At 41.5% G+C, this 19873-nt stretch carries 19 protein-coding genes; 2 read left to right on the forward strand and 17 right to left on the reverse strand.

Features of this window, described 5'->3' with window-relative positions:
- Positions 1–7 precede the first annotated feature (7 nt).
- The 16 genes from M3204_RS17500 to M3204_RS17575 all read right to left on the reverse strand — a co-directional run bounded on the left by M3204_RS17500 (position 8) and on the right by M3204_RS17575 (position 17103).
- Positions 8–1618, reverse strand: coding sequence for an ABC transporter substrate-binding protein (locus M3204_RS17500; protein WP_251484859.1), 1611 nt, complete (start codon positions 1616–1618; stop codon positions 8–10).
- A 19-nt stretch (positions 1619–1637) separates the two neighbouring features.
- Positions 1638–2678, reverse strand: coding sequence for a ketopantoate reductase family protein (locus M3204_RS17505; protein WP_251484879.1), 1041 nt, complete (start codon positions 2676–2678; stop codon positions 1638–1640).
- A gap of 63 nt (positions 2679–2741) precedes the next feature.
- Positions 2742–4016, reverse strand: coding sequence for a hypothetical protein (locus tag M3204_RS17510; protein ID WP_251484882.1), 1275 nt, complete (start codon positions 4014–4016; stop codon positions 2742–2744).
- A complete protein-coding gene (locus tag M3204_RS17515) occupies positions 4000–4725 on the reverse strand; it encodes a creatininase family protein (protein WP_251484885.1) in 726 nt (241 codons plus the stop codon). The genes M3204_RS17510 and M3204_RS17515 overlap by 17 nt, the downstream gene beginning before the upstream one ends.
- Before the next feature lie 15 nt (positions 4726–4740).
- Positions 4741–5880 (reverse strand): M20 family metallopeptidase, encoded by a 1140-nt coding sequence (locus M3204_RS17520; protein ID WP_251484888.1) that lies wholly within the window; start codon positions 5878–5880, stop codon positions 4741–4743.
- Complete coding sequence (locus M3204_RS17525; protein WP_251484900.1) at positions 5873–7210, reverse strand: amidase; 1338 nt, start codon at positions 7208–7210, stop codon at positions 5873–5875. The genes M3204_RS17520 and M3204_RS17525 overlap by 8 nt, the downstream gene beginning before the upstream one ends.
- A 169-nt stretch (positions 7211–7379) precedes the next feature.
- The gene (locus tag M3204_RS17530) at positions 7380–9020 is read right to left on the reverse strand and encodes an ABC transporter substrate-binding protein (RefSeq protein ID WP_251484902.1); all 1641 of its coding nucleotides are present in this window, start codon (positions 9018–9020) and stop codon (positions 7380–7382) included.
- 84 nt (positions 9021–9104) lie between these two features.
- Entirely contained in the window at positions 9105–9923 is an 819-nt protein-coding gene (nikC, locus tag M3204_RS17535; RefSeq protein WP_251484904.1) for a nickel transporter permease, read from the reverse strand.
- 15 nt (positions 9924–9938) lie between these two features.
- Positions 9939–10952: an ABC transporter permease gene (locus tag M3204_RS17540; RefSeq protein ID WP_251484906.1), complete on the reverse strand. Its 1014-nt coding sequence runs from the start codon at positions 10950–10952 to the stop codon at positions 9939–9941.
- Between the two features lie 20 nt (positions 10953–10972).
- A complete protein-coding gene (locus tag M3204_RS17545) occupies positions 10973–11968 on the reverse strand; it encodes an ABC transporter ATP-binding protein (protein WP_251484910.1) in 996 nt (331 codons plus the stop codon).
- A complete protein-coding gene (locus M3204_RS17550) occupies positions 11922–12938 on the reverse strand; it encodes an ABC transporter ATP-binding protein (protein ID WP_251484913.1) in 1017 nt (338 codons plus the stop codon). The genes M3204_RS17545 and M3204_RS17550 overlap by 47 nt, the downstream gene beginning before the upstream one ends.
- A gap of 13 nt (positions 12939–12951) precedes the next feature.
- Positions 12952–13611, reverse strand: a complete 660-nt coding sequence (locus M3204_RS17555) for a GntR family transcriptional regulator (RefSeq protein WP_251484916.1) — start codon at positions 13609–13611, stop codon at positions 12952–12954.
- Entirely contained in the window at positions 13595–14647 is a 1053-nt protein-coding gene (locus M3204_RS17560; RefSeq protein WP_251484932.1) for a ketopantoate reductase family protein, read from the reverse strand. Before M3204_RS17560 ends, M3204_RS17555 begins: the two co-directional genes overlap by 17 nt.
- 10 nt (positions 14648–14657) lie before the next feature.
- The gene (locus M3204_RS17565; protein ID WP_251484935.1) at positions 14658–15476 is read right to left on the reverse strand and encodes an SDR family NAD(P)-dependent oxidoreductase; all 819 of its coding nucleotides are present in this window, start codon (positions 15474–15476) and stop codon (positions 14658–14660) included.
- A 455-nt stretch (positions 15477–15931) separates the two neighbouring features.
- Positions 15932–16591: a hypothetical protein gene (locus tag M3204_RS17570; protein WP_251484938.1), complete on the reverse strand. Its 660-nt coding sequence runs from the start codon at positions 16589–16591 to the stop codon at positions 15932–15934.
- Between the two features lie 101 nt (positions 16592–16692).
- On the reverse strand, positions 16693–17103 hold the full coding sequence (locus tag M3204_RS17575; protein WP_251484941.1) for a DUF4181 domain-containing protein: 411 nt from the start codon (positions 17101–17103) through the stop codon (positions 16693–16695).
- Between the two features lie 160 nt (positions 17104–17263).
- Between M3204_RS17575 and M3204_RS17580 the strand changes: the two genes are divergently transcribed.
- Both M3204_RS17580 and M3204_RS17585 read left to right on the forward strand, forming a co-directional pair.
- On the forward strand, positions 17264–18199 hold the full coding sequence (locus tag M3204_RS17580) for a DMT family transporter (RefSeq protein WP_251484943.1): 936 nt from the start codon (positions 17264–17266) through the stop codon (positions 18197–18199).
- Positions 18200–18211: 12 nt separating this feature from the next.
- Positions 18212–19147 carry an acetamidase/formamidase family protein gene (locus M3204_RS17585; RefSeq protein WP_251484944.1) on the forward strand — a complete coding sequence of 312 codons (936 nt, stop codon included), beginning with the start codon at positions 18212–18214 and terminating at the stop codon, positions 19145–19147.
- 288 nt (positions 19148–19435) lie between these two features.
- Here M3204_RS17585 and M3204_RS17590 read toward each other — a convergent pair whose 3' ends face one another.
- Positions 19436–19837 (reverse strand): DUF3139 domain-containing protein, encoded by a 402-nt coding sequence (locus tag M3204_RS17590; protein ID WP_251484945.1) that lies wholly within the window; start codon positions 19835–19837, stop codon positions 19436–19438.
- Positions 19838–19873 lie beyond the last annotated feature (36 nt).

The raw sequence follows: 19873 nt of genomic DNA on the forward strand, positions 1-19873 counted from the left end.
CTCATAATTATTTGGACATTTTATGGAAAGGCACATACCATGTATTCATTGGATTCATTTCATATCCTTTTACATAATCTTTTACAGGCGCGCTTTCCATCGTTTGTGCTATAAAGGCGTAAGGAATTTCTTCTGCCATGATTTTCTGAACTTCTTCATATAAATTTTCGCGTTTTGCTTCATCAACAGTAGTACGTGCTTCTTCTAACAGTTGATCAACTTGTTTATTGTCATAAAATGCTGTGTTAAAGCCCGGCCCTTTACTTGAGGAATGCGCAAAATACCATAAGTTATAATCCGGGTCGGCAAAGTCAGGTGTCCAAGCACCTAAGGAAATATTATGGTTTCCTGAAGTTATTAAGTCTAGATAAGTAGGCCACGCGTATTCTTTTATAGTTACTTTTGCACCAATCTTTGCCAAATCTGATTGGATAGTCACGGCCATATTTTTATAAACCTCATCATTTTCTGAAATTGAAATTTCAAATTCAAGCTTATCTTTATAACCAGCCTCTTCGATTAATTGCTTTGCTTTTTCTAAATCATAAGGATATAGAGGAGTATCCTTAGCAAAACCGAACATACCCTTAGGAACTGCCGAGTTAACCCTAAATGCATTCCCAAGATAGATATTTTCTATAATCGCTTCATAGTTAACAGCATGGACAAACGCCTTTCTAATAAGAGGATTATCAAATGGAGCTTTCGACATGTTCATGTCTCCAAATACTAGTTTGTAGCTTGGAGAAGAATGAACTTTGATTCCATTTTTGCCGTCCATTTCTTCCAGAGTCGCTGGAGAAATAGTGGTAGTGTCCAGCATATCCACTTCACCTTTCTCCAGCATGATTCTTGCTGTCGATGCTTCTGGAATAACGAGTATATTGACTTTCTTCAAAGTTGGCTTTTCTCCCCAATATTCTTCATTTGCAGTTAAGACAAGTTTCTGCCCTCGTTCCCAGCTTTCAAGTTTATAGGGTCCAGATCCCATTTCTTTATCAGCAAGGTATTCTTCTCCTAGGTCTTCACCCTCATGTTCAGCTAGTTTCGGATTGACTATATTCGCATAAACAGTTCCTAACGTTTTAAGAAATGGAGCATATGGATGTTTGAGATTGATAGTGATCGTATGATCATCGACAATTTCGAAACTATCTTCATCAATTACTTTTTTAAACTGTCCCGCTGCTGATTTACCTATTTTTAATGCTCTTAAGTATGAATATTTAACCGCTTCTGCAGTAACCGCGCTGCCATCATGAAACTTTGCGTCCTTTCTTAAATGGAAAGTATAACTCAGTCCATTGTTTTCAATGTCCCATTTTTCCGCCAGCATTGGGGAAATTTCTGTGGTGGTACCATCATAATTAACAAGTCGATCATAGAGCATATAAGTTATTCTAAAAGATGTATTAGCGCCGGTTCCGTGAGGATCTAAGTGAGGAATATCCTGATTGGTTGCAAAATTGAAGACTTCACTGGCAGTGTCAGCTTGTGGTTTGTCTTTTTGATCATTCGATTTTGTTGTAGTCTCTTCATTGTATTTATTACACCCAGCTATTAATAAGACTGAACAAAGCAGCAATATAAATAATACAAAAGGTTGACTCTTTTTCATCCTCAAACCCCTCTCTTCATTATCTTAGTACATCATCCTCATATAGCTTTTTCAAATCCATTAGATTATCCCATGACATTTGCTTGGCCCCTTGCTCTAACTCTTTTATTCTTTCAATTACAAATTTAGTTAGAGGGAAGGACAAATTATGCTGTCTGCCGATTTCTAATATAGGAACTAAATCATAATCTACTTCTGTCTTTCGCCTTCTTATGGCAATGTCCCGCCATATTCCACTTTTTTGTTTTTTATTCTTTGACATCCAAAACGAAATCCGGTCAAATTCTTCATTTAGCAAGTCTGTGTTTTGATTGTCCCTCGGATAAATTAGTCCCGGCTTCCATACGTCAAAAGAAATTACATTCACACTCTTTATATGTGCTGCTTCAAGTACTTCAGCACAAAGCTCAATAAGTGCTGGCCTGAATTCTTTCCTCTCAACAACATTTGCCATTGTTTCATCCACAAGAGCTGTTGCATATAATAAGGCTGCATAGGATAACTTGCTCCATAAGTAACCCATTATATTATTCGTTTCTTTAACTGGTCCCCAATGTTCCAATAACTTTTTCAACTCTTTTAATCTATCGGTAGATGTCCCGTTAAATTCTCCTATCGCAACAGAGGATACCCCACCATACAAAATACGGCCTGGCTCAAGATAATCTGCCGAAAAGTTGACAAAACAGCATAGTGGCTCATACACCTTCTTGTGTAAGGGAACTTTTAAGTCTATTAAACCGTTTTGAAAGGATACAATTGTTGTGTCTTTGTTGATCAATTGGTGGACCTGGTCCAAGGCATGTTGAGCATGGTGGGCCTTCGTGCAAATAAAAACCCAATCAAGCTGCTTGTTTCTTGCTATCAATTCTTCTGGGGTATACGCTTCTCCTTTGAGGACAAATTCTTCTGCTGGACCCTCTATTCTTAATCCTTTATACCTGATGTGATTTACATGATCTTGCTCAATATCACAGAAAACTACTTTTATACCAGCTCTTGCGATATATGCGCCAAGAACACCTCCAATTGCACCCGATCCAATAACAGTTATTTCCATTCATTCACCTCCACTCAAAATTTTTTTTGAAGGTGAAGCTCCCAAAAGCCTCACCTTCCATTTTTATTGTTTCAACGTGTTAAAAGCATCGAATTCTTTTCCGTTCAGCTTGCTGATCGCTTTGATAAAAGTATTCGTTGTATGTGGTGTGTCATAGAGAATGGAGAAATACTCACCTCGTTTTTCTTTGGGAGTTTCTTTATAGGCGTTTCCTACCATCCAGCGGCCATAATAGTAGCAAGGGAAATAAGTTTTTTGAATAGGATCTGAGAAGAATCGGAAGGCATTGTTTGCTTCGATTTCGGTGATTCCGCCTTTGTTGATCAAATAATCGATTGCTTCCTCCCTGGATACCTGGCCGAGGTTATACATATAGCAGGCATTGGTGGTGAACATCCTTTGGTAATCGAGATAATTCCTTGCGAGCAAGTACTGTTGCTTCTGCTCATCCGTTACACCAGGAGCTTCTTCCTTCACATCATCCCAGCCGAGGAAGCTCAATGCTGTTTCAGGTCCACCTTCAAATAATGCATTGGTAGGACTGTTGATTAAGTAGTACGAAGCCTCGAGTGGAAGCTTTCCCTGCTGGAATAAGTAATCCCATCGGCAATAGAACGCCTGGTGTCCAGGATAGCCTTCATGCGTCATGATTTGTGCAAGGATCGGTTCTGTCCATGGGCGGTCAATATTGAAGGTTAAGTTACCGCGATAGCTACCGGTATATTTGGAATACCCGCTCCAAAACACACCCCTGATAGGCTTGATCCAATCGATTCCATCTTCCTCTGGAAGTCCGATCACCCTTTTCAAAGTCCCTTGCTTGCTGTTTTCACGGAAGTTTTCTGCTACGGTTGTCACCTGTTCAGGATCAATCAATGTATCAGAACGCCAAGCAGTAGCTTTTTCAAATAAACTTCCTTTGTACCCAAAGTCTGACAGCCCTTTTTCAACCAGCTCCCTAGCATGTTCTAGCTGTTGGTCAGTTATCAAGGTGGATGGCAACTCCTGTATGTTCGCAATCAGTTCTTCATATGGAACATTGTCACCCTGCATGCTTCGAGCAAAATAACGAAACCCGTTCGCCATTGCTCTCATATATTCTCCTTCATGTCCTGATGTCGTTTTGAGTGCATTTTCTACTACATCCAAGGAGTCACCAATCTCATCAAAGCCGGAAAGTGTGGGCTTCACATGACTGTAACTTGCCGTGGCAACCTCCTGGCTGTGTAAATTTTGAGCCTGTTCATTCAAACTGACAACGATATCAACGATTTTTTCCCCAACTGGTTCATCAGTCCATCTCAACATCTGCTTCTCCTCCTTAATTGACTGATTCATATGCAACCCTCCATAGATCTTCAATATCGGATAAAACTAGTTCCAGCATCATTTCATATAATCTTTCGCCTTTTTCGGCTGTTGCTGCTCCTGCATTGCCTAGATAGCCATCCTTAAATAACACCTTGCCTGATTTTTCGTACTTGATTTTCGGATTCACATTTACCTGATGATCACCAGCAAGACTAGGATCAGCAAGCTTCTCATCAATAGCAAGAACTAACGAAGTCTCATCTTCACCACCATGGCCAGGTCCTTTTGTGATTTCAAAAATTTGTTCACGGTAATCCACCCACCAATTGATGGTTAAAACCTTCATCCCTAGGTCAGCAAGCTTTTCGGCAACAGTCGTTAAGCTTGGAATATTGCCTCCGTGCCCGTTGAACAAGACAATTTGTTCAAAACCATTCCGGTGAAACTCCTTCCCGATTTCATAGACATATTGAGAAAAGGCCTCAGCAGAAATATCAATCGTTCCTTCAAATGGGGCAAGCCCCCATGAATGACCGTAAGCAACTTCCGGAGCCATCAATACTTTGTCGCCAATCCTCTGGTCAAGCCGGCGAACAAACTCACGCGGAATCCATACATCCGTTCCGAGCGAACAGTGAGGTCCATGCATTTCAATCATTCCAATTGGCAGCAATACAGTGTCTACGGAAGATTTAATTTCCTTGAATTTTGAGGCAGTTAAATCCATCATGTACATAATGCCAAACCCCCTTTATTTATTGGCGTATCTCTGGATAATTTCAGCAATAAGTGCGGCCCTGTATGGGAGATTAGATAAATCAACATGCTCCTTCTCAGTGTGGGCTCCATCACCAAGCGGCCCCAGTCCATCGATTGTCGGAATGCCCATCCCTGAGGTGAAGTTGCCGTCGCTCGCTCCGCCTGAAGATCCTTCATTTAAATCATATCCGTGTGATGCGGCGATTCCCTTCAACTCGTCATACAATTCAATAACTGCCTCCGTCCGTTCAAGAGGGTATCGATCGATTTCTCCAATAACCTCGACCAATGTTCCTTTTACAAAAACAGGCCTGTTTAAGATTGCTTCTGTAATCTTTTCTGCCTGTGCTTTTTTGGTGATGCGAACATCAATTTCTGCTAACGCTTCCTTGGCAATGACATTCCCTCGGGTACCGCCTTTCACTACCCCGACATTCACCGAAATCCCTTCATCACGGTTTTCAAGCTTTTTCAAATCTAGGATTTGATGAGCCAGCTCTTCGATTGCACTGGCACCATCCCAGGCATTTATACCAGCATGTGCTGCAATTCCTTGAACTTTCATAAGGAACTGAGCTGCTCCTTTTCTTTCGGTTTTTACAGCACCATCCGGTCCGATACTTGATTCCGGAACAAATACGACTGAGCTTTTTGCAGCTTCCTTGAGAATAATCTCCTTCGAATGGCCACTGCCTATTTCTTCATCAGTCGTTACCAGGAATGTAATTTTCTTGTTCAACTCTGCACCAGTTTCTTGCAACGCCTTTAATGCCCATAGTGTTATTGAAAGGCCGCCTTTCATATCAAAAACCCCAGGACCATAGAGAAGGTTTCCATCCTGCTTTATTGGAAGAACCCCCACATCCCAAACCGTGTCCATATGGCCGATTACTAAAATCTGACCTTCTTCGTCCCCTGCTCCATATGTAAATTTGTATTGGTTGCCAACTTCCTGTTTCTCAATCATTTCGACGGAACCGCCAACTAATCTATCGAATTCTTCCCGGAGTACATCACCGCACTTATCTACAAGTGCTTTTGTATGGGACGGAGATTCAGCTTTTGTTAACCTAAGCAAAGTGTCTGTGATGTAGTTACTGTGCTCTTTAAGGTAATTTAAAATATCAGACATTCAACTGAATTCCTTTCATTGATTTGGATAGCAGCTTTTCTAAATTGACCGCTGCTTCAATCATTCCTTTGTCCTCGAAACGTCTTCCGACAAGTTGTAGTCCAACCGGAAGCTTATTCTTTGTAAACCCTCCGTTAACCGTTATAGCTGGATGTCCAGTAACATTGAATAACCCGGTAAATTTCATTTCGTTATCATCCTTAAGGGCTGGATCCTCTTCAGGTGCAGGATAAGGAACAGTAGGCATGAGCAGAAAATCCACGTCTTCCAATACTCCGTCCACATCCTTTCTCGCACTCACTAATTCATTTTTCGCTTTCAAGTAATCAAGAGATCGATGAACCAAACCAGCCTCAATCTGTTTATATGTTAAAGGAGCATACTCTTCTTTCCTGGAAATCCATTTTTCATGAATTGAAGCCGCTTCCGGTAAAAGCACATTCATAACGATCTCTTCTGTAATATCAAAGTACTTCAACTCGATTTCATGTACAGTCCATTCTAGTTTCTTTACATGTTCTAATGCCTCTTTATAAATTCTTGCTACCTCTTCGTTTACATCTGAGACTTTGTCAGCTGGAAGGACTCCGATAATCACATTTTCATTTTTGGGAATTTTTGCAGAGTGAAAACCCGGCACAAGTGCTTCCATCACAACCATTAAATCTTTCGAACTTTTAGCCAAGGGACCGGCATGATCGAGTGAGGGCGATAATGGAAATAGACCTTCGAGTGAAAGCAAGCCATATGTCGGTTTAAGCCCTGCAATCCCACAATAAGAAGCGGGAATTCTTATAGATCCTCCCGTATCTGAACCAAGAGAAAACAACCCAATCCCGGCAGCGACCGATGCAGCAGAACCGCCGCTAGATCCTCCAGCAGTCTTTGTCAGATCCCAGGGATTGTTTGTCTGCCCATACTCCGGGTGAACAATTCCATAAGCAAACTCCAGCATATTCGTTTTACCAATGAGAATGGCTCCGCAATTCTTCAGCCGTGATACCAATGGAGCAGTGGTGTCAGGGATATACCCCTTAAGGATCTTGGACCCGCACGTCGTCCTGACTCCTTGTGTATAATAAAGATCCTTTACGCTGTATGGAATGCCGTATAAAACATGCTTCACTTCATTTCTTAAAAAAGCATCCTCAGCCTCTTTCGCTGCTTGCTTGGCTTCTGATTCCATTACCGTAATAAAACTGTTAAGTTTTGAGTCAACTTCTTTAAGCCTTTCGAAGGTGCTTCTGACTAGTTCAACAGGCGACAATTCCTTTCGTCTGTATAACTCAGCCACTTCCAAAATCGATAAATCGGAACACTTTTTCATCATTCATCACCTTTTGCCAGTAAAGGATCAATCCTATTTACCTGTGCTGTTACCAGGAAGCAATCGACCTCGCCAGCCTCCAGAATCCAATACTTCCACATGGCTTTTCCTCCTGAATTTGATTGAATAAAACGACCGCATACAATAAAGTCCTGCGGTCGTTTTACTGGAATTATTCTTTCGTCATCTTCTGGAACGGAACATACCATGTGTTCATTGGATTGATTTCATAACCTTTTACCCAAGATCTTTGAGTAGCCTGGACAAGACGCTGTGCAGGGAAGATGTATGGAACTTCTTCACTCATGACTGCCTGGATTTCCTTGTAGATTTCCTCACGTCTGCCTTCATCGACGGTCTTTCTGCCTTCTTCCAATAGCTGATCGACTTTGCTGTTTTCATAGAATGCAAGGTTAAAGCCTGGGCCCTTACTAGTAGAATGAGCAAAGTACCAAAGGTTGTAATCTGGGTCAGCATAATCTGGTGTCCATGCTGCCAGTGCTAACTGATGGCCGCCTGAAGTAACAGTTTCAAGGAATGTCGGCCATGCCAATGTCTTGATTTTCAGGTCAACACCAATCTTTTTAAAATCTGATTGCATCATGACTGCAATATTTTTACGTACTTCATTATTCTCGGAAATCAGGATTTCTGTTTCAAAACCGTCTCCGAGTCCTGCCTCTTCAAGTAATGCCTTAGCTTTATCAAGGTCAAAATCATATTGTTTCACATCGGGGTTATAACCAAACATACCTTCAGGAATGATTCCGCCGATACGCTTACCAGCTCCAAGAAGAATATCATTATTGATAGAATCGTAGTTTACAGCGTGTGCCAATGCCTGTCGGACCTTCACATTATCAAGAGGTTTCTTCTCCATGTTAATCGCGATATCGTCAATTTGATACCCAGGTTGTGTGATGACATCGATTCCCTCTGTGCCTTCCATTTGCTTCATGACATCAGGAGATAGCATAGAGTAATCCAGCAAATCTACTTCTCCTTTTTCGAGCATGAGTCTAGCAGTTGAAGGCTCGTTAACAATCATAACGTTGACTGTTTTTAATTTAGGTACTTCTCCCCAGTAATTCTCATTCGCTTTTAAAACCATTTTCTGGCCGCGATCCCAGCTTTCAAGAATATATGGTCCAGAACCGTAACCCTTATCTGCAAGATAACTTTCACCTAAATCATCGCCATGATTTTCAGAAAGTTTTGGATTGACGATATTGGCAAAGACAGTTCCAAGCGTTTTGATGAATGGAGCAAATGGTTTCTCAAGAGTAATTTTGATTGTGTGATCATCCACAATTTCAAAACTATCCTTCGAAATAACCTTTTTAAATTGTCCAGCAGCAGATTTTCCAATATCAATTGCACGAGTGAACGAATACTTTACAGCTTCTGCCGTTACTGGAGATCCATCATGGAATTTGGCTTCCTTATTCAAGTAGAAAGTATAAGTCAAACCATCATCAGAAACATCCCACTTTTCAGCCAGTTGAGGTTTGACTTCAGTATCTGTGCCATCATAAGTAACGAGGCGATCATAAAGCATATATGTTACACGGAACGAAGTATTTGCAGCAGTGCCATGTGGGTCAAGGTGAGGTATATCCTGGTTGGTGGCGAAATTGAAGACTTCTGGATTTCCAGAACCCTGTGGTTCTGCTGGTGTTTCGTTCTTTTCTTCTTTCTTACCCTCTGCCGGTGTAGTCGTCGTCTCTTGGTTGTACTTATTACATCCAGTCAAAGCAAGTAACAGAATCAGGGCCATGGTCATCACTTTAAATAAGATACTTTTCCTCTTCATTTGTTTCCCCCCAGATTTTTAGTGGATGTTTTATTACTAGCAAAGCTTTAAAAGGCAGGAATCACCCCTTTCAAAGAATTCAAATTACCTATTTTTAGGATCAAGTAAATCTCTCATGCCATCACCCAATAAGTTAAAACCTAAGACGGTCACGAGGATCGCTAAACCAGGGAATGTGGCGGCCCACCAGGCATCACGGAGGATTTCCCTGCTCGAGGATAGCATCGCTCCCCACTCAGGAGAAGGAGGCTGAGCTCCCAACCCGATAAAACTTAGACCAGCTGCAGCCAGGATGACGAACCCTAAATCCAAGCTCGCCTGGATGCTTGCTGGAGCAATCGCGTTTGGAATGATTTCCTTAAATAAAATCCTAAAAGGGTTGGCTCCGATCGCTCTTGCTGATTCAATAAACTCCGAGCTCTTGATAGACAGGACTGACGAGCGGACAATCCTTGTGTACCACGGCCACCATGTTATCGCTAATGCCAGCAGGACATTTTCAATCGATGGCCCAAGGGCTGCGGCTATGGACATCGACAGTATGATGCCTGGAAAGCTGAGGAAAATGTCAGTAAGCCTCATGATTACCTGGTCTACCATACCACCTACATAACCTGCTATTGCGCCAAGGATGGTGCCGATTGGGAATGAGATCAAAACGACCATTAACCCAATCTTTAAAGAAATCCGTGTTCCAAAGATAATCCGGCTTAGTATATCCCTTCCTACTTCATCCGTCCCGAACAAATGCTCGGAACTGGGAGGAAGCAATTTTTGTCCCAGATTTACCTCCAGGGGATCCTTAGGGGCAAGCCATGGTGCGAATATGGCTAAAATGATGATCATTGCTACCAGGAAAATCCCTAACACTGTTAAAGGACTTTGTAATATCCGTCTAACCACTTAAATTGCCTCCTTTTAATCATAGTTAAGTCGAGGATCGACAACCTGATAGAGTATATCGATGATAAGGTTTACGAGAATGAAGAGAACGGCGATCAGAATCGTGACGGCCATAACAGCCGGAAAGTCCAGGTATGTAATGGCATTGACCGCATACTTGCCAAGTCCTGGCCACGAAAACACCGACTCAACGAGGACACTTCCACCTAGAGAATGACCAAATGTCATGCCAAGAAGCGTCATAATCGGCATCATCCCATTCCTTAATGCATGGCCGTAAAGTACTCGCTTTTCTGATCCACCTTTTGCAAAGGCCGTTCTGATATAGTCACTTCTTAACACTTCAAGCATGGATGATCTCGTCATTCTTGTAATCATCCCGATTGTTACGGCAGCTTGCGTAATCCCAGGGAGGATTAAATGGATCACCGCTGATTTAAAGACCGTCCAATTTCCTGTCAGAATCGCATCAATTGTGTACATTCCAGTGATTGTCTCTGGAGGAGTGAGCCCTGTATCTAACCGTCCTGAACCAGGTAAAACCCCAAGCTTTAAATAGAAGAATAATAGAAAGATGATTCCCAGCCAGAAGGCCGGCATGGCCACCCCTACGAGTGCCATGACCCTAGCAAATTGATCAGCTGCTTTATCCTTCTTGCTCGCACTTATGACACCTAAAGGTATACCTATTAAAATCGTGATAAACATCGAGAAAAAAGTTAATTCTAAAGTTGCCGGAAAATATTGTTTGATATCCTCCATTACGGGCTGATGAGAATAATTACTGTTTCCAAGATCCCCTTGAAGTAAATTTTTCATGTAATTGGCATACTGCACATAAACAGGATCATTCAGGCCCATTTTTTCCTGCAACTCTTCGATTACCTTCGCATCTGCGTATGGACCTGCAGCTAATCGAGCTGGATCACCAGGAATGGTATTCGAGATAAAGAAAGTCAAAATGCTTATTCCAATCAAAATCGGTATCATGAGGAAAATCCTTTTTACCGTGTAACGAAGTGCGTCCACCGATCCCGCCTCCTTTTAGGTTAAGAAATATGGATCTTTGTTTTCGTACTCTGCTCAGGGTGTACATGAATACATGACGCCCAGTGTCCCATCGCTTTTTCCCTGAGCTCAGGTGTTTCCATTTTACATTCAGGAGTAGCTGCCGGGCACCGTGTATGGAATGCACAGCCTGTAGGAGGGTTGATCGGGCTTGGAAGATCTCCCTGCAGAATAATTCTATCTCGCTTTTTTGTAGGATCCGGAAGCGGTACGGCTGTTAACAGTGCCTTTGTATAAGGGTGCAGCGGGTTCCTGTACAATTCATCAACATCAGCGATCTCAACTATTTTTCCTAAATACATTACAGCTACCCTGTCGGAAATATGCTGTACTACCGAAAGATCATGAGAGATGAACATATAACTCAAGTTAAATTCCTTCTGCAAATCCACCATAAGATTCAGAACCTGGGACTGAACCGATACATCAAGCGCTGATACTGGTTCATCAGCTATGATCAATTTCGGATTCAATGTGAGGGCGCGGGCTATCCCGATCCTTTGCCTCTGTCCCCCTGAAAATTCGTGCGGATATCGGTCAAGCTGGTCTTTGCGAATGCCGATTTTATCAATCAGGCCTTCAACAACTTTCATCCTTTCCTGTCTGTTTCCTGCACCATGAACGATCAGCGGGGTTTCAAGGATCGTACGAACTGTACTCCTGGGGTTTAAGGAAGCATAAGGGTCTTGGAAGACAATTTGCATATCCTTCCGCAATTCCTTCATTTCCTTCCTCGGAAGATGGGTAATATTTTTTCCACCGAAAAAGATATCTCCGGAAGTTGGCTTTATTAACTTGAGGATTGTACGGCCCAAACTTGACTTTCCACAGCCAGATTCACCAACAATCCCTAACGTTTCCCCTTGCTCAATATGAAAGCTTACTCCATCCACTGCTTTTACTTTTTTCTTTTCACCCAGGAATCCCTTTTTAATTGTGAAGTGTTGCTTCAAGTCCTTCACTTCCAGAAGAGCCATTCATTTCTCCCCCCTTTTCTTCGTATAGCCAGCAAGCTGCTGTATGATCTTCTCCTACACTGCTCATTGGAGGAGTTTTACCTTTACAAATTTCCATTGCGGAACTGCAGCGATCAAAGAAGCGGCAGCCCTGTGGCATTTTATCTGGTGATGGAACCATTCCAGGAATGGATCCAAGCTTTGCTTTTTTAACTCCTAATTTCGGAATGGATTCAAGAAGGCCTTTTGTATAAGGGTGCTTAGGATTAAGAAATAACTCCTTAACATTGGCCTGCTCTACAATTTTGCCAGCATACATAACAACAACACGGTCACATACCTCAGCAACTACACCGAGATCATGGGTGATCATGATAATCCCCATCTCGTTAACCTCTTTAAGGTGGTTCATTAAATCGAGGATTTGTGCTTGAACGGTTACATCCAAGGCAGTTGTTGGTTCATCACAAATCAATAGACTCGGGTTGCATGCCATGGCAACAGCAATCATGATTCTCTGCCTCATCCCGCCAGATAATTGATGTGGATATTCCGAAGCTATTTCCTCTGCTCTCGGTAACCCAACTTCATTCAAAAGCTCTATGACCCGCTGTTTCCGCTGCTCCTTATTTAAATCTGTATGAAGAATAAGCGTCTCTTCAATTTGCCTTCCCACAGTATGAAGAGGATTCAATGACGTCAACGGATCCTGGAAAATCATCGCCATTTTATTGCCTCTAATTTTCTCCATTTTTCTTTTAGAGTAGGAGGTTACATCTTCATGATCGAGATTGATAACACCCTCAAGCTTTGCTTTTTCAGGTAAAAGGCGCATTACCGATAGTGCGGTCATGCTTTTGCCGCAGCCTGACTCACCGACAATACCTACTGTCTCGCCTTTATTTACCTGGAGAGAGATCTCATCTAAAATTTTCACGTATTTCCCATCTCTCTTAAGAGATAGTGATACATCATTCAGTTCAAGCAACATAAAAACACCACCCTTATATAGTCAGAAGGCCCTTGACCTCTTTTAGTTCATTCAGTGCGTGAACATAATGATCGGAAAACTCCCTGCTGACTCTATCTGTGTCCTTTGACTTCAAAGCATCAAGCAGTTTTCTATGGTTTTCTACAACAAGCGCTGCTCTCGCAGGAAGCTTGTTAGCAACTGTCAAAAACATGGCCCCAACCTGGGTATCCAACTGCTGATGCATGTGGATCAATCTTTTATGCCTAGAAGCACTGACAATCACGCTATGAAAATCTATATCACACTTTGCCTCTGTTTCTAAGTCCTTCTCATCCATAGCATGCTGGAACTCTTCCAATAACGATTCCAGCCTGCTAAAATCTTTATCTATTAAATGAGGGATTGCAAGGCTTGCTGCCTTTGCTTCCAGCAGAGCCCTGAGAGTATAAATCTCATATGCATCCTGAGAAGAAAGTGTCGTAACATGTGTTCCCTTATTAGTTTCATGTTTGATCAACCCTTCATTTTGCAGTAACATCAGAGCCTCTCTTATCGGCCCGCGTGATATATTAAGACTTTCTGCAAGCTGGGCTTGGTTCACTTTTTCGCCAGGCTTCAATGACCCATTCAGTATCATTTTCCTGATGATTTTAGCTACATGATCGGAAAGATTTTCATGGTTTAAATGCATATTTTTCTCCGCTTTCATACTGTTCTTTTAATTTATATAAGTGATCCCAATCCATTTGAATCGTACCGGTTTCAATCTCTTTGATGAGAGACACGAGCAATCCTGTCAGTGGCATTGGAATACGATGGTGAGCTCCTATTTCTAAAATGGGGACCAATTGCGAATCAATTTCTGTCTTTCTTTTTCTGACAGCCAAGTCTCTCCAAATGCCGCTTTTAGTTTTCTTGTTTGCCGCCATTCTTTGTGCGAGCTTTTCCAGCTGCTGATCGAGAATTGACTGATTACGCGTCACTCTAGGGTATACAAGCTCAGGGACCCAATCATCAAAACCGATTGGCTTAACACCTTCCTTATCCGCAACCTCCAGTATTTCTGAGCAAAGTTCCATCAGTGTTTCCCTAAGTTCCATTTTTCTGACAACAGCTGCCATTGTTTCATCAACTAATGCCGTAGCGTATAAAAGTCCAGCGTATGACATCTTCCCCCACAAGTAGCCCCAAATGTTATCAGTAACCTGAGCTGGCCCCCAGCATTGGAGGATTTTCTGCAAATCCTTAACCCGCTGACTGATTTGCCCATCCAACTCCCCCAGATAGAGTGCTGCGACTCCGCCATAAAGAATCCTGCCCGGCTCCAAGTAGTCCGCGGAAAAATTAACAAAGCAGCCAATCGTTTTATCTCTTCCTATCAGACTGGCAATCTCGTTTTCGCAAAGCCCATTTTGGAAAGATACTACTTTGGTTTCTTCCTCAATAAGATGTAAAAATGGCTTCAGTGCTTCTTTTGTATGCTGTGCCTTAACACTTAGGAACACCGCATCCAGAGCTGGCTTTTTTTTAACTAGCTGTTCCGGTGTATAAGCGTCACATTCAACGGTAAAGGTTTCATCAGGGCCCTCAATTCTAAGACCGCGGCTATTCATGGCATGCACATGTTCCTGATCTTTATCGCAAAAGGTTACTTTGTTGCCCGCTCTCACAAGATGAGCTCCTAGTACACCGCCAATCGCGCCTGCACCAATCACTGTAATTTCCATTAGACTCCTCCTAAAAAAGTTGTTGTCCGCCATCCGCAGAAATGGTTTGGCCGCTCACATAGCTTGCAAAGTCTGAGGCAAAAAACAGAACTGGATGAGCAATATCTTCAGGTTCTCCGAGTCGCTTAACCGAGATGGATTTGACCAGATTTGCTTGCTCCTCCATCGTCATTCTTTCCCACTGCTTCTTTGTTGACGGATTCGATATCACAAATCCAGGCGCTACGTTATTGACCGTTATTCCATAGGGACCAAGTTCTTGAGCCATTTGCCTTGTGAAACCAATCTGTCCAGCCTTAGCACTGGCATATGCCTGGATTCCAGTCAGACTTGTGCTGCGCCCTGCTCCACTTGAGATATTAATGATCCGTCCATAATTCTGCTTTTTCATGTAAGGAGCAACTTCCTTTGTTGTATAAAAAGCGGCATCCAGATTAACAGCAAATATCTTTCTCCATTGATCAGGGGTTACTTCTTCTACTGGTTGATGGATTTGTCCACATACACCTCCAGCATTGTTAACCAATATATCGATCTTGTTAAATTTTTGGATTGTGTAATCCACTAACTGTTTCACACTTTCCACTTCTGTGATATCGCATGTATATGTATCAAAACGGTTAGATTTTTTATTCATGTCAAGCCACTCATTAAGTTCCGTTTTCACTTCCGCAAGTTCTTGATCCAATATGTCTGTACCAATTACTGTTGCTCCGTGCCTGAGAAATGCTTCGCAGATTCCTTTGCCAATTCCATGCGCTGCACCAGTAACCAGAACAACTTTTTCTGTAAAAAATGTCGATTGTAAACTGTTAACACTTTGAATCAAAATACCACCCCTTCGCTTTGTCCTGGATATTGGTAAAACTATATAACAGGCTAAAAAGATTGTAAAGTTTATTTTTAGAATATTTTTAATATTTAAAATATAAAACTATTGTCATATAAAATTATCATTGGTAATGAATAAACTTCGAATTATCTTAAAATACTTTTGATATTCCTTGGTTCCGATGAGATCAATATCTTCTTAATTAAATTGTTATTATTAATTAAGTTTTTCTATCACAAAACAAAAGTTTTTGGAAAAACAAAATCCCAATAATTTTTTTGTGGGTCCTCTCGATATTAATGTAAATAGAGGTTGAATTTCTGTTGCAGCTTTTTACCTTAGCCTTGATTCTATAGTTTAAAGGCGTGCCAGCAAACGACAATTTCATTCTTTTTTTGCATAATAAAAAAGCACACATTCATTAATTCAATGTGTGCTTCAAACTTTTTATTTCACAGCTTCCTAACTTTATCCCCATCAACGATTTTCAAGTTAATCCCCCAGGACTCTCCACTCATTGAATCTACTCCTAATTTGGATAGATCTATATCAGTTTCAATCGTGACTATTTCTCTTTCTTTTTCATGCATGATTACTTCGTATGGGCCGCCTTGGTTCAATAAGGAGAGAAGTGGAGTTTCATCTTCGAATAGGTATTTTTCATAGAATTCGATGTTGAAGTGGACGGTTTGGTTGCTGTGATTCTTAAACGGGAATTGGCATGTAGCGTATAGTTTTTTTTCACCTTTCATCTCGTACCGGCACGAACTTCCCCTTCTCTCGTACTCGATAGCGTTAATACCTGTCGCAAGCGTTTTTTGGTAAGCACTTACTAGTTCCATCGGCAGGAATACCACCAAAAATATGGCGATTAAGACCATACGGAGATGGAATTTTTCAAGCGATTTTACCAGGAAATACAAACTGATGACAAACAAAATCAAGCCTGTGACACCAATATAGCTAACTCCATTCATAGTTCTGATTGGAAAATTTAATGCTGACGATATTTCCTGACCAATAGGATATTCATGAGGGAATGGAAAGTTGAGTGCAATCGAGAGAAAGAAAAAAATAATGGCAGCAATCAAAAATCTTTTGTACTTCAGCATAATGGACTTCCAACTCCTACTCTTCTATTATTCAACCTCCACTCACTCGCGTCTCTTGTGGAAGATCAAGTTCACTAAAAGTATAGATTCTGTCCAACCGCTCATTGTACTAATAAATTCAAAACATCAAACTGAATGATCCCCAACACTATCGTAATGAGGATGACTCCTTCCGCAATTGACAGGATCGATTGCTTGGGATCTGCAGAAAATTTCCATTCAAAGTATGCGCGCACAAAGTTTTCGGATGTAAATATCAACGTCATGAAGAATAAAAAAAGATTAATAGATAAGTCATGGTAGAATAATTGATACATTAAGATCAAATAAACGGCTAATGCAGTAAGCCGGACCGCCCAATCTACTTTCCGATGGGTGCTATTAATATGATGATAGGAAAAAGCCTTCTTTTTCACTTTATTAATATTAAAAACTTTCCTTAAAATGAACTTGGATGCGGCAATTATTAGTATGATTACGATAAAAAGCATTATGAATTTGAAACCTGACATATACTCCCTCCTCATGATGTTATTTTATCATTAAGTTCCAGTTATTGGTACATTTTCTAGGCGGAAATTCTTTTTAAACGTATTTTCAAAAAACTATTTCGCTTATCGAAAAAGATGCTACAATACTATTTATATAATTTAAAAGAATGAAGGGAATACAATGAACAAAAAGTTATGGATTACATATGGAATGTTGACCTTCGCTACGGCAACATGGGGCAGTGCGTTTATCGCAGGGAAAATTGCGGTTGAAAGCTTTGATCCGGCAACGGTCGCTTTTTTTAGGTTTTTTGGGGCAGTGATTCTGCTGGTTCCTCTCATGTTTGTGATGGAGAAAAAACGTCAAAAACCAAACTTAAAGGATTATGGCTTATTTGCAGTTCTTGGCCTGACCGGTATCGCCTTTTACAATATCTTCTTTTTCCTGGCCAGCAAGCATGCGCCGGTCATCAAAAGCTCGCTGTTCATCGCCTCTAACCCGGTGTTGATCGTGCTTTTGTCGGCTTTGTTTTTAAAGGAAACAATTACACGCAACAACGTCATTGGATTGGCCATCGCACTATCTGGAGCATTTTTCATCATAACTGATGGACATCTGCTAAACTTGTTCGAGCTTGGGTTCGAACCGATCGATTTTGTGCTTATGGGCGCAGTCGTAAGCTGGGCGTTATACAGTGTCGTTGGTAAAGTGGTGTTGAAAAAGTTCAGCTCGGTTGAGTCTACCACCTATGCCGTCGCTTTCGGCACACTCTTCCTGCTGCCGTTTGCACTCGCAGAAACATCATGGCAGGACGTCCAGCAGGCAACAGGTACAACCTGGATTGCGATCATCCATATGAGCGTTTTGGTTACGGTTGTATCGTTCGTCATGTACTACAACGGAATCAAAGAAGTTGGCGCCGCTAAGGCATCGATTTTCATCAATGTGATGCCTGTATCTGCAGTTATAATGGCTACTTTGTTTTTGGGAGAAGATTTCACAGCGGCTCAAGCAATCGGAGCAGCCCTCGTGCTATCCGGTGTTTATATTGGAACAAACCCGCGGCTTTTTAAAAAGAAGCAAACCAGGAATATAGTGAAAAATGAAATCGCATAAGGAGTTGCAGCCATGATCCATAAACTTGAATTGAAGTCGGAAAACCTGCACGGTTCTTTTAGTAATGAATATAAGCCTATCCTCACAGTGAATTCTGGGGACAGCATTCGCATGCAAACACCCGACATTGAATGGGGATATTCGGAATCAAAAGGCATAGAGAGACAATTTTTTAAGTCTGCGGTAAAAGAAGAGACTCCTCTCCACCCAATGATTGGACCGATTGAAGTAAACGGGGCAAAAGCTGGTATGGTTCTTGAAGTAAAAATGAATGACGTCATTCCAGGCTGGTATGGAACAAATTGGGCAGGCGGCAAGAACAGCTGGCAAAATGATGCAGTCGGTTTGACGGGATCTGAGAGGATTCGGTTTGACTGGGAATTAGATCGCGATACAATGGCTGCTAAGACTGAAGTCAGCTCCCGCCAGGTGAATGTTGCGCTTAATCCATTCATCGGTTTGATGGGAGTTGCACCAGCAGAACCAGGCGTGCACCATACATCCCCTCCCCGCTATTGCGGCGGGAATATTGACTGCAAAGAACTAGAAAAAGGCAGCACGTTGTACCTGCCAATTTCTGTTGATGGTGCTTTGTTCTCAATTGGCGATGGTCACGCTGCACAAGGGGACGGCGAAGTTTCCGGCACGGCAATCGAATGCCCGATGGATCTAGTCGATATTACTTTGACTGTGAGAGACGATATTAAGCTAACTATGCCGAGAGCAAAGACACCAGCTGGATGGATTACATTCGGATTTAATGAAGATTTAAATCAAGCAGCTGCTCAGGCACTTGACGAAATGGTTGAATTGATCACCGAGCTTCATCAGATTGAACGAGCAGAAGCTCTTGCGCTTGCAAGTGTTGTAGTCGATCTGAGAATCACCCAGGTCGTAAATGGGGTCAAAGGAGTCCATGCCGTTTTACCCCATGGTGCAATTCAGTAATTAGAACCCCTGTACCCTCTCCATAAACCGTTGCGTTTTAGAGTGCAATACCCTATAAATGATAATGAAAATGGCGTGTTAACTGACATCAGTTTTGACACGCCATTTTTCTGATTTATTGTGTTTTCGCATCTGAAATATAAACAATCTTATTCAACATAAGCACCCTTTAGTTTAAGTGCATTGATTCACAATCCAGCTTATAAAATAAGCTCCGCTAAATGAAACAAGGACCCAATTAAGGTCCTTATTTCTGAAAGCACAGTAGTAAATTAGATAGTAAACTCATCAGTCAGATTTTAAAATCAAATTCCCTTTAGAATCGAATTTAGACCAGCCATCCTCTAGACTTGGATAATGCATACCTTTTTCAATTGAACTCCCACCATTCATAGTGGGTGATTCAAATACGATAAGCAAAACACTATTAGTATTTCTATCGTACTCGTATTCATATATCAGATTTGGTTCCTCAGCAAATTTATAAACAATCATCCATCTTCCTGTTTTAAAGTCCCTTGATGACCTTTTTTGGTATCCTTGCTCCAAATCTACTTTCTGAGCTTCCATATATGTATCAATTCTATCTTCTGCGATATTCTTATAACCAGGAAAATTCACATACCAAACAATAAAACAGACTAAAAAAAGGACAATTGCAGTAATCCCAACAAACACTTTTTTCTTCACAAGAATCACCCTTAGTGTAATATTACACTAATTGTA

The organism is Mesobacillus subterraneus (assembly GCF_023715485.1).
Lineage (GTDB): Bacteria > Bacillota > Bacilli > Bacillales > Cytobacillaceae > Mesobacillus > Mesobacillus subterraneus_B.

Bases quoted from the DNA above. Each gene is read 5' to 3' on its own strand.
- M3204_RS17500 (WP_251484859.1), bottom strand. From the start codon at position 1,618: ATGAAAAAGAGTCAACCTTTTGTATTATTTATATTGCTGCTTTGTTCA.
- M3204_RS17505 (WP_251484879.1), bottom strand. From the start codon at position 2,678: ATGGAAATAACTGTTATTGGATCGGGTGCAATTGGAGGTGTTCTTGGC.
- M3204_RS17510 (WP_251484882.1), bottom strand. From the start codon at position 4,016: ATGAATCAGTCAATTAAGGAGGAGAAGCAGATGTTGAGATGGACTGAT.
- M3204_RS17515 (WP_251484885.1), bottom strand. From the start codon at position 4,725: ATGTACATGATGGATTTAACTGCCTCAAAATTCAAGGAAATTAAATCT.
- M3204_RS17520 (WP_251484888.1), bottom strand. From the start codon at position 5,880: ATGTCTGATATTTTAAATTACCTTAAAGAGCACAGTAACTACATCACA.
- M3204_RS17525 (WP_251484900.1), bottom strand. From the start codon at position 7,210: ATGATGAAAAAGTGTTCCGATTTATCGATTTTGGAAGTGGCTGAGTTA.
- M3204_RS17530 (WP_251484902.1), bottom strand. From the start codon at position 9,020: ATGAAGAGGAAAAGTATCTTATTTAAAGTGATGACCATGGCCCTGATT.
- M3204_RS17545 (WP_251484910.1), bottom strand. From the start codon at position 11,968: ATGGCTCTTCTGGAAGTGAAGGACTTGAAGCAACACTTCACAATTAAA.
- M3204_RS17550 (WP_251484913.1), bottom strand. From the start codon at position 12,938: ATGTTGCTTGAACTGAATGATGTATCACTATCTCTTAAGAGAGATGGG.
- M3204_RS17555 (WP_251484916.1), bottom strand. From the start codon at position 13,611: ATGCATTTAAACCATGAAAATCTTTCCGATCATGTAGCTAAAATCATC.
- M3204_RS17560 (WP_251484932.1), bottom strand. From the start codon at position 14,647: ATGGAAATTACAGTGATTGGTGCAGGCGCGATTGGCGGTGTACTAGGA.
- M3204_RS17570 (WP_251484938.1), bottom strand. From the start codon at position 16,591: ATGCTGAAGTACAAAAGATTTTTGATTGCTGCCATTATTTTTTTCTTT.
- M3204_RS17575 (WP_251484941.1), bottom strand. From the start codon at position 17,103: ATGTCAGGTTTCAAATTCATAATGCTTTTTATCGTAATCATACTAATA.
- M3204_RS17580 (WP_251484943.1), top strand. From the start codon at position 17,264: ATGAACAAAAAGTTATGGATTACATATGGAATGTTGACCTTCGCTACG.
- M3204_RS17585 (WP_251484944.1), top strand. From the start codon at position 18,212: ATGATCCATAAACTTGAATTGAAGTCGGAAAACCTGCACGGTTCTTTT.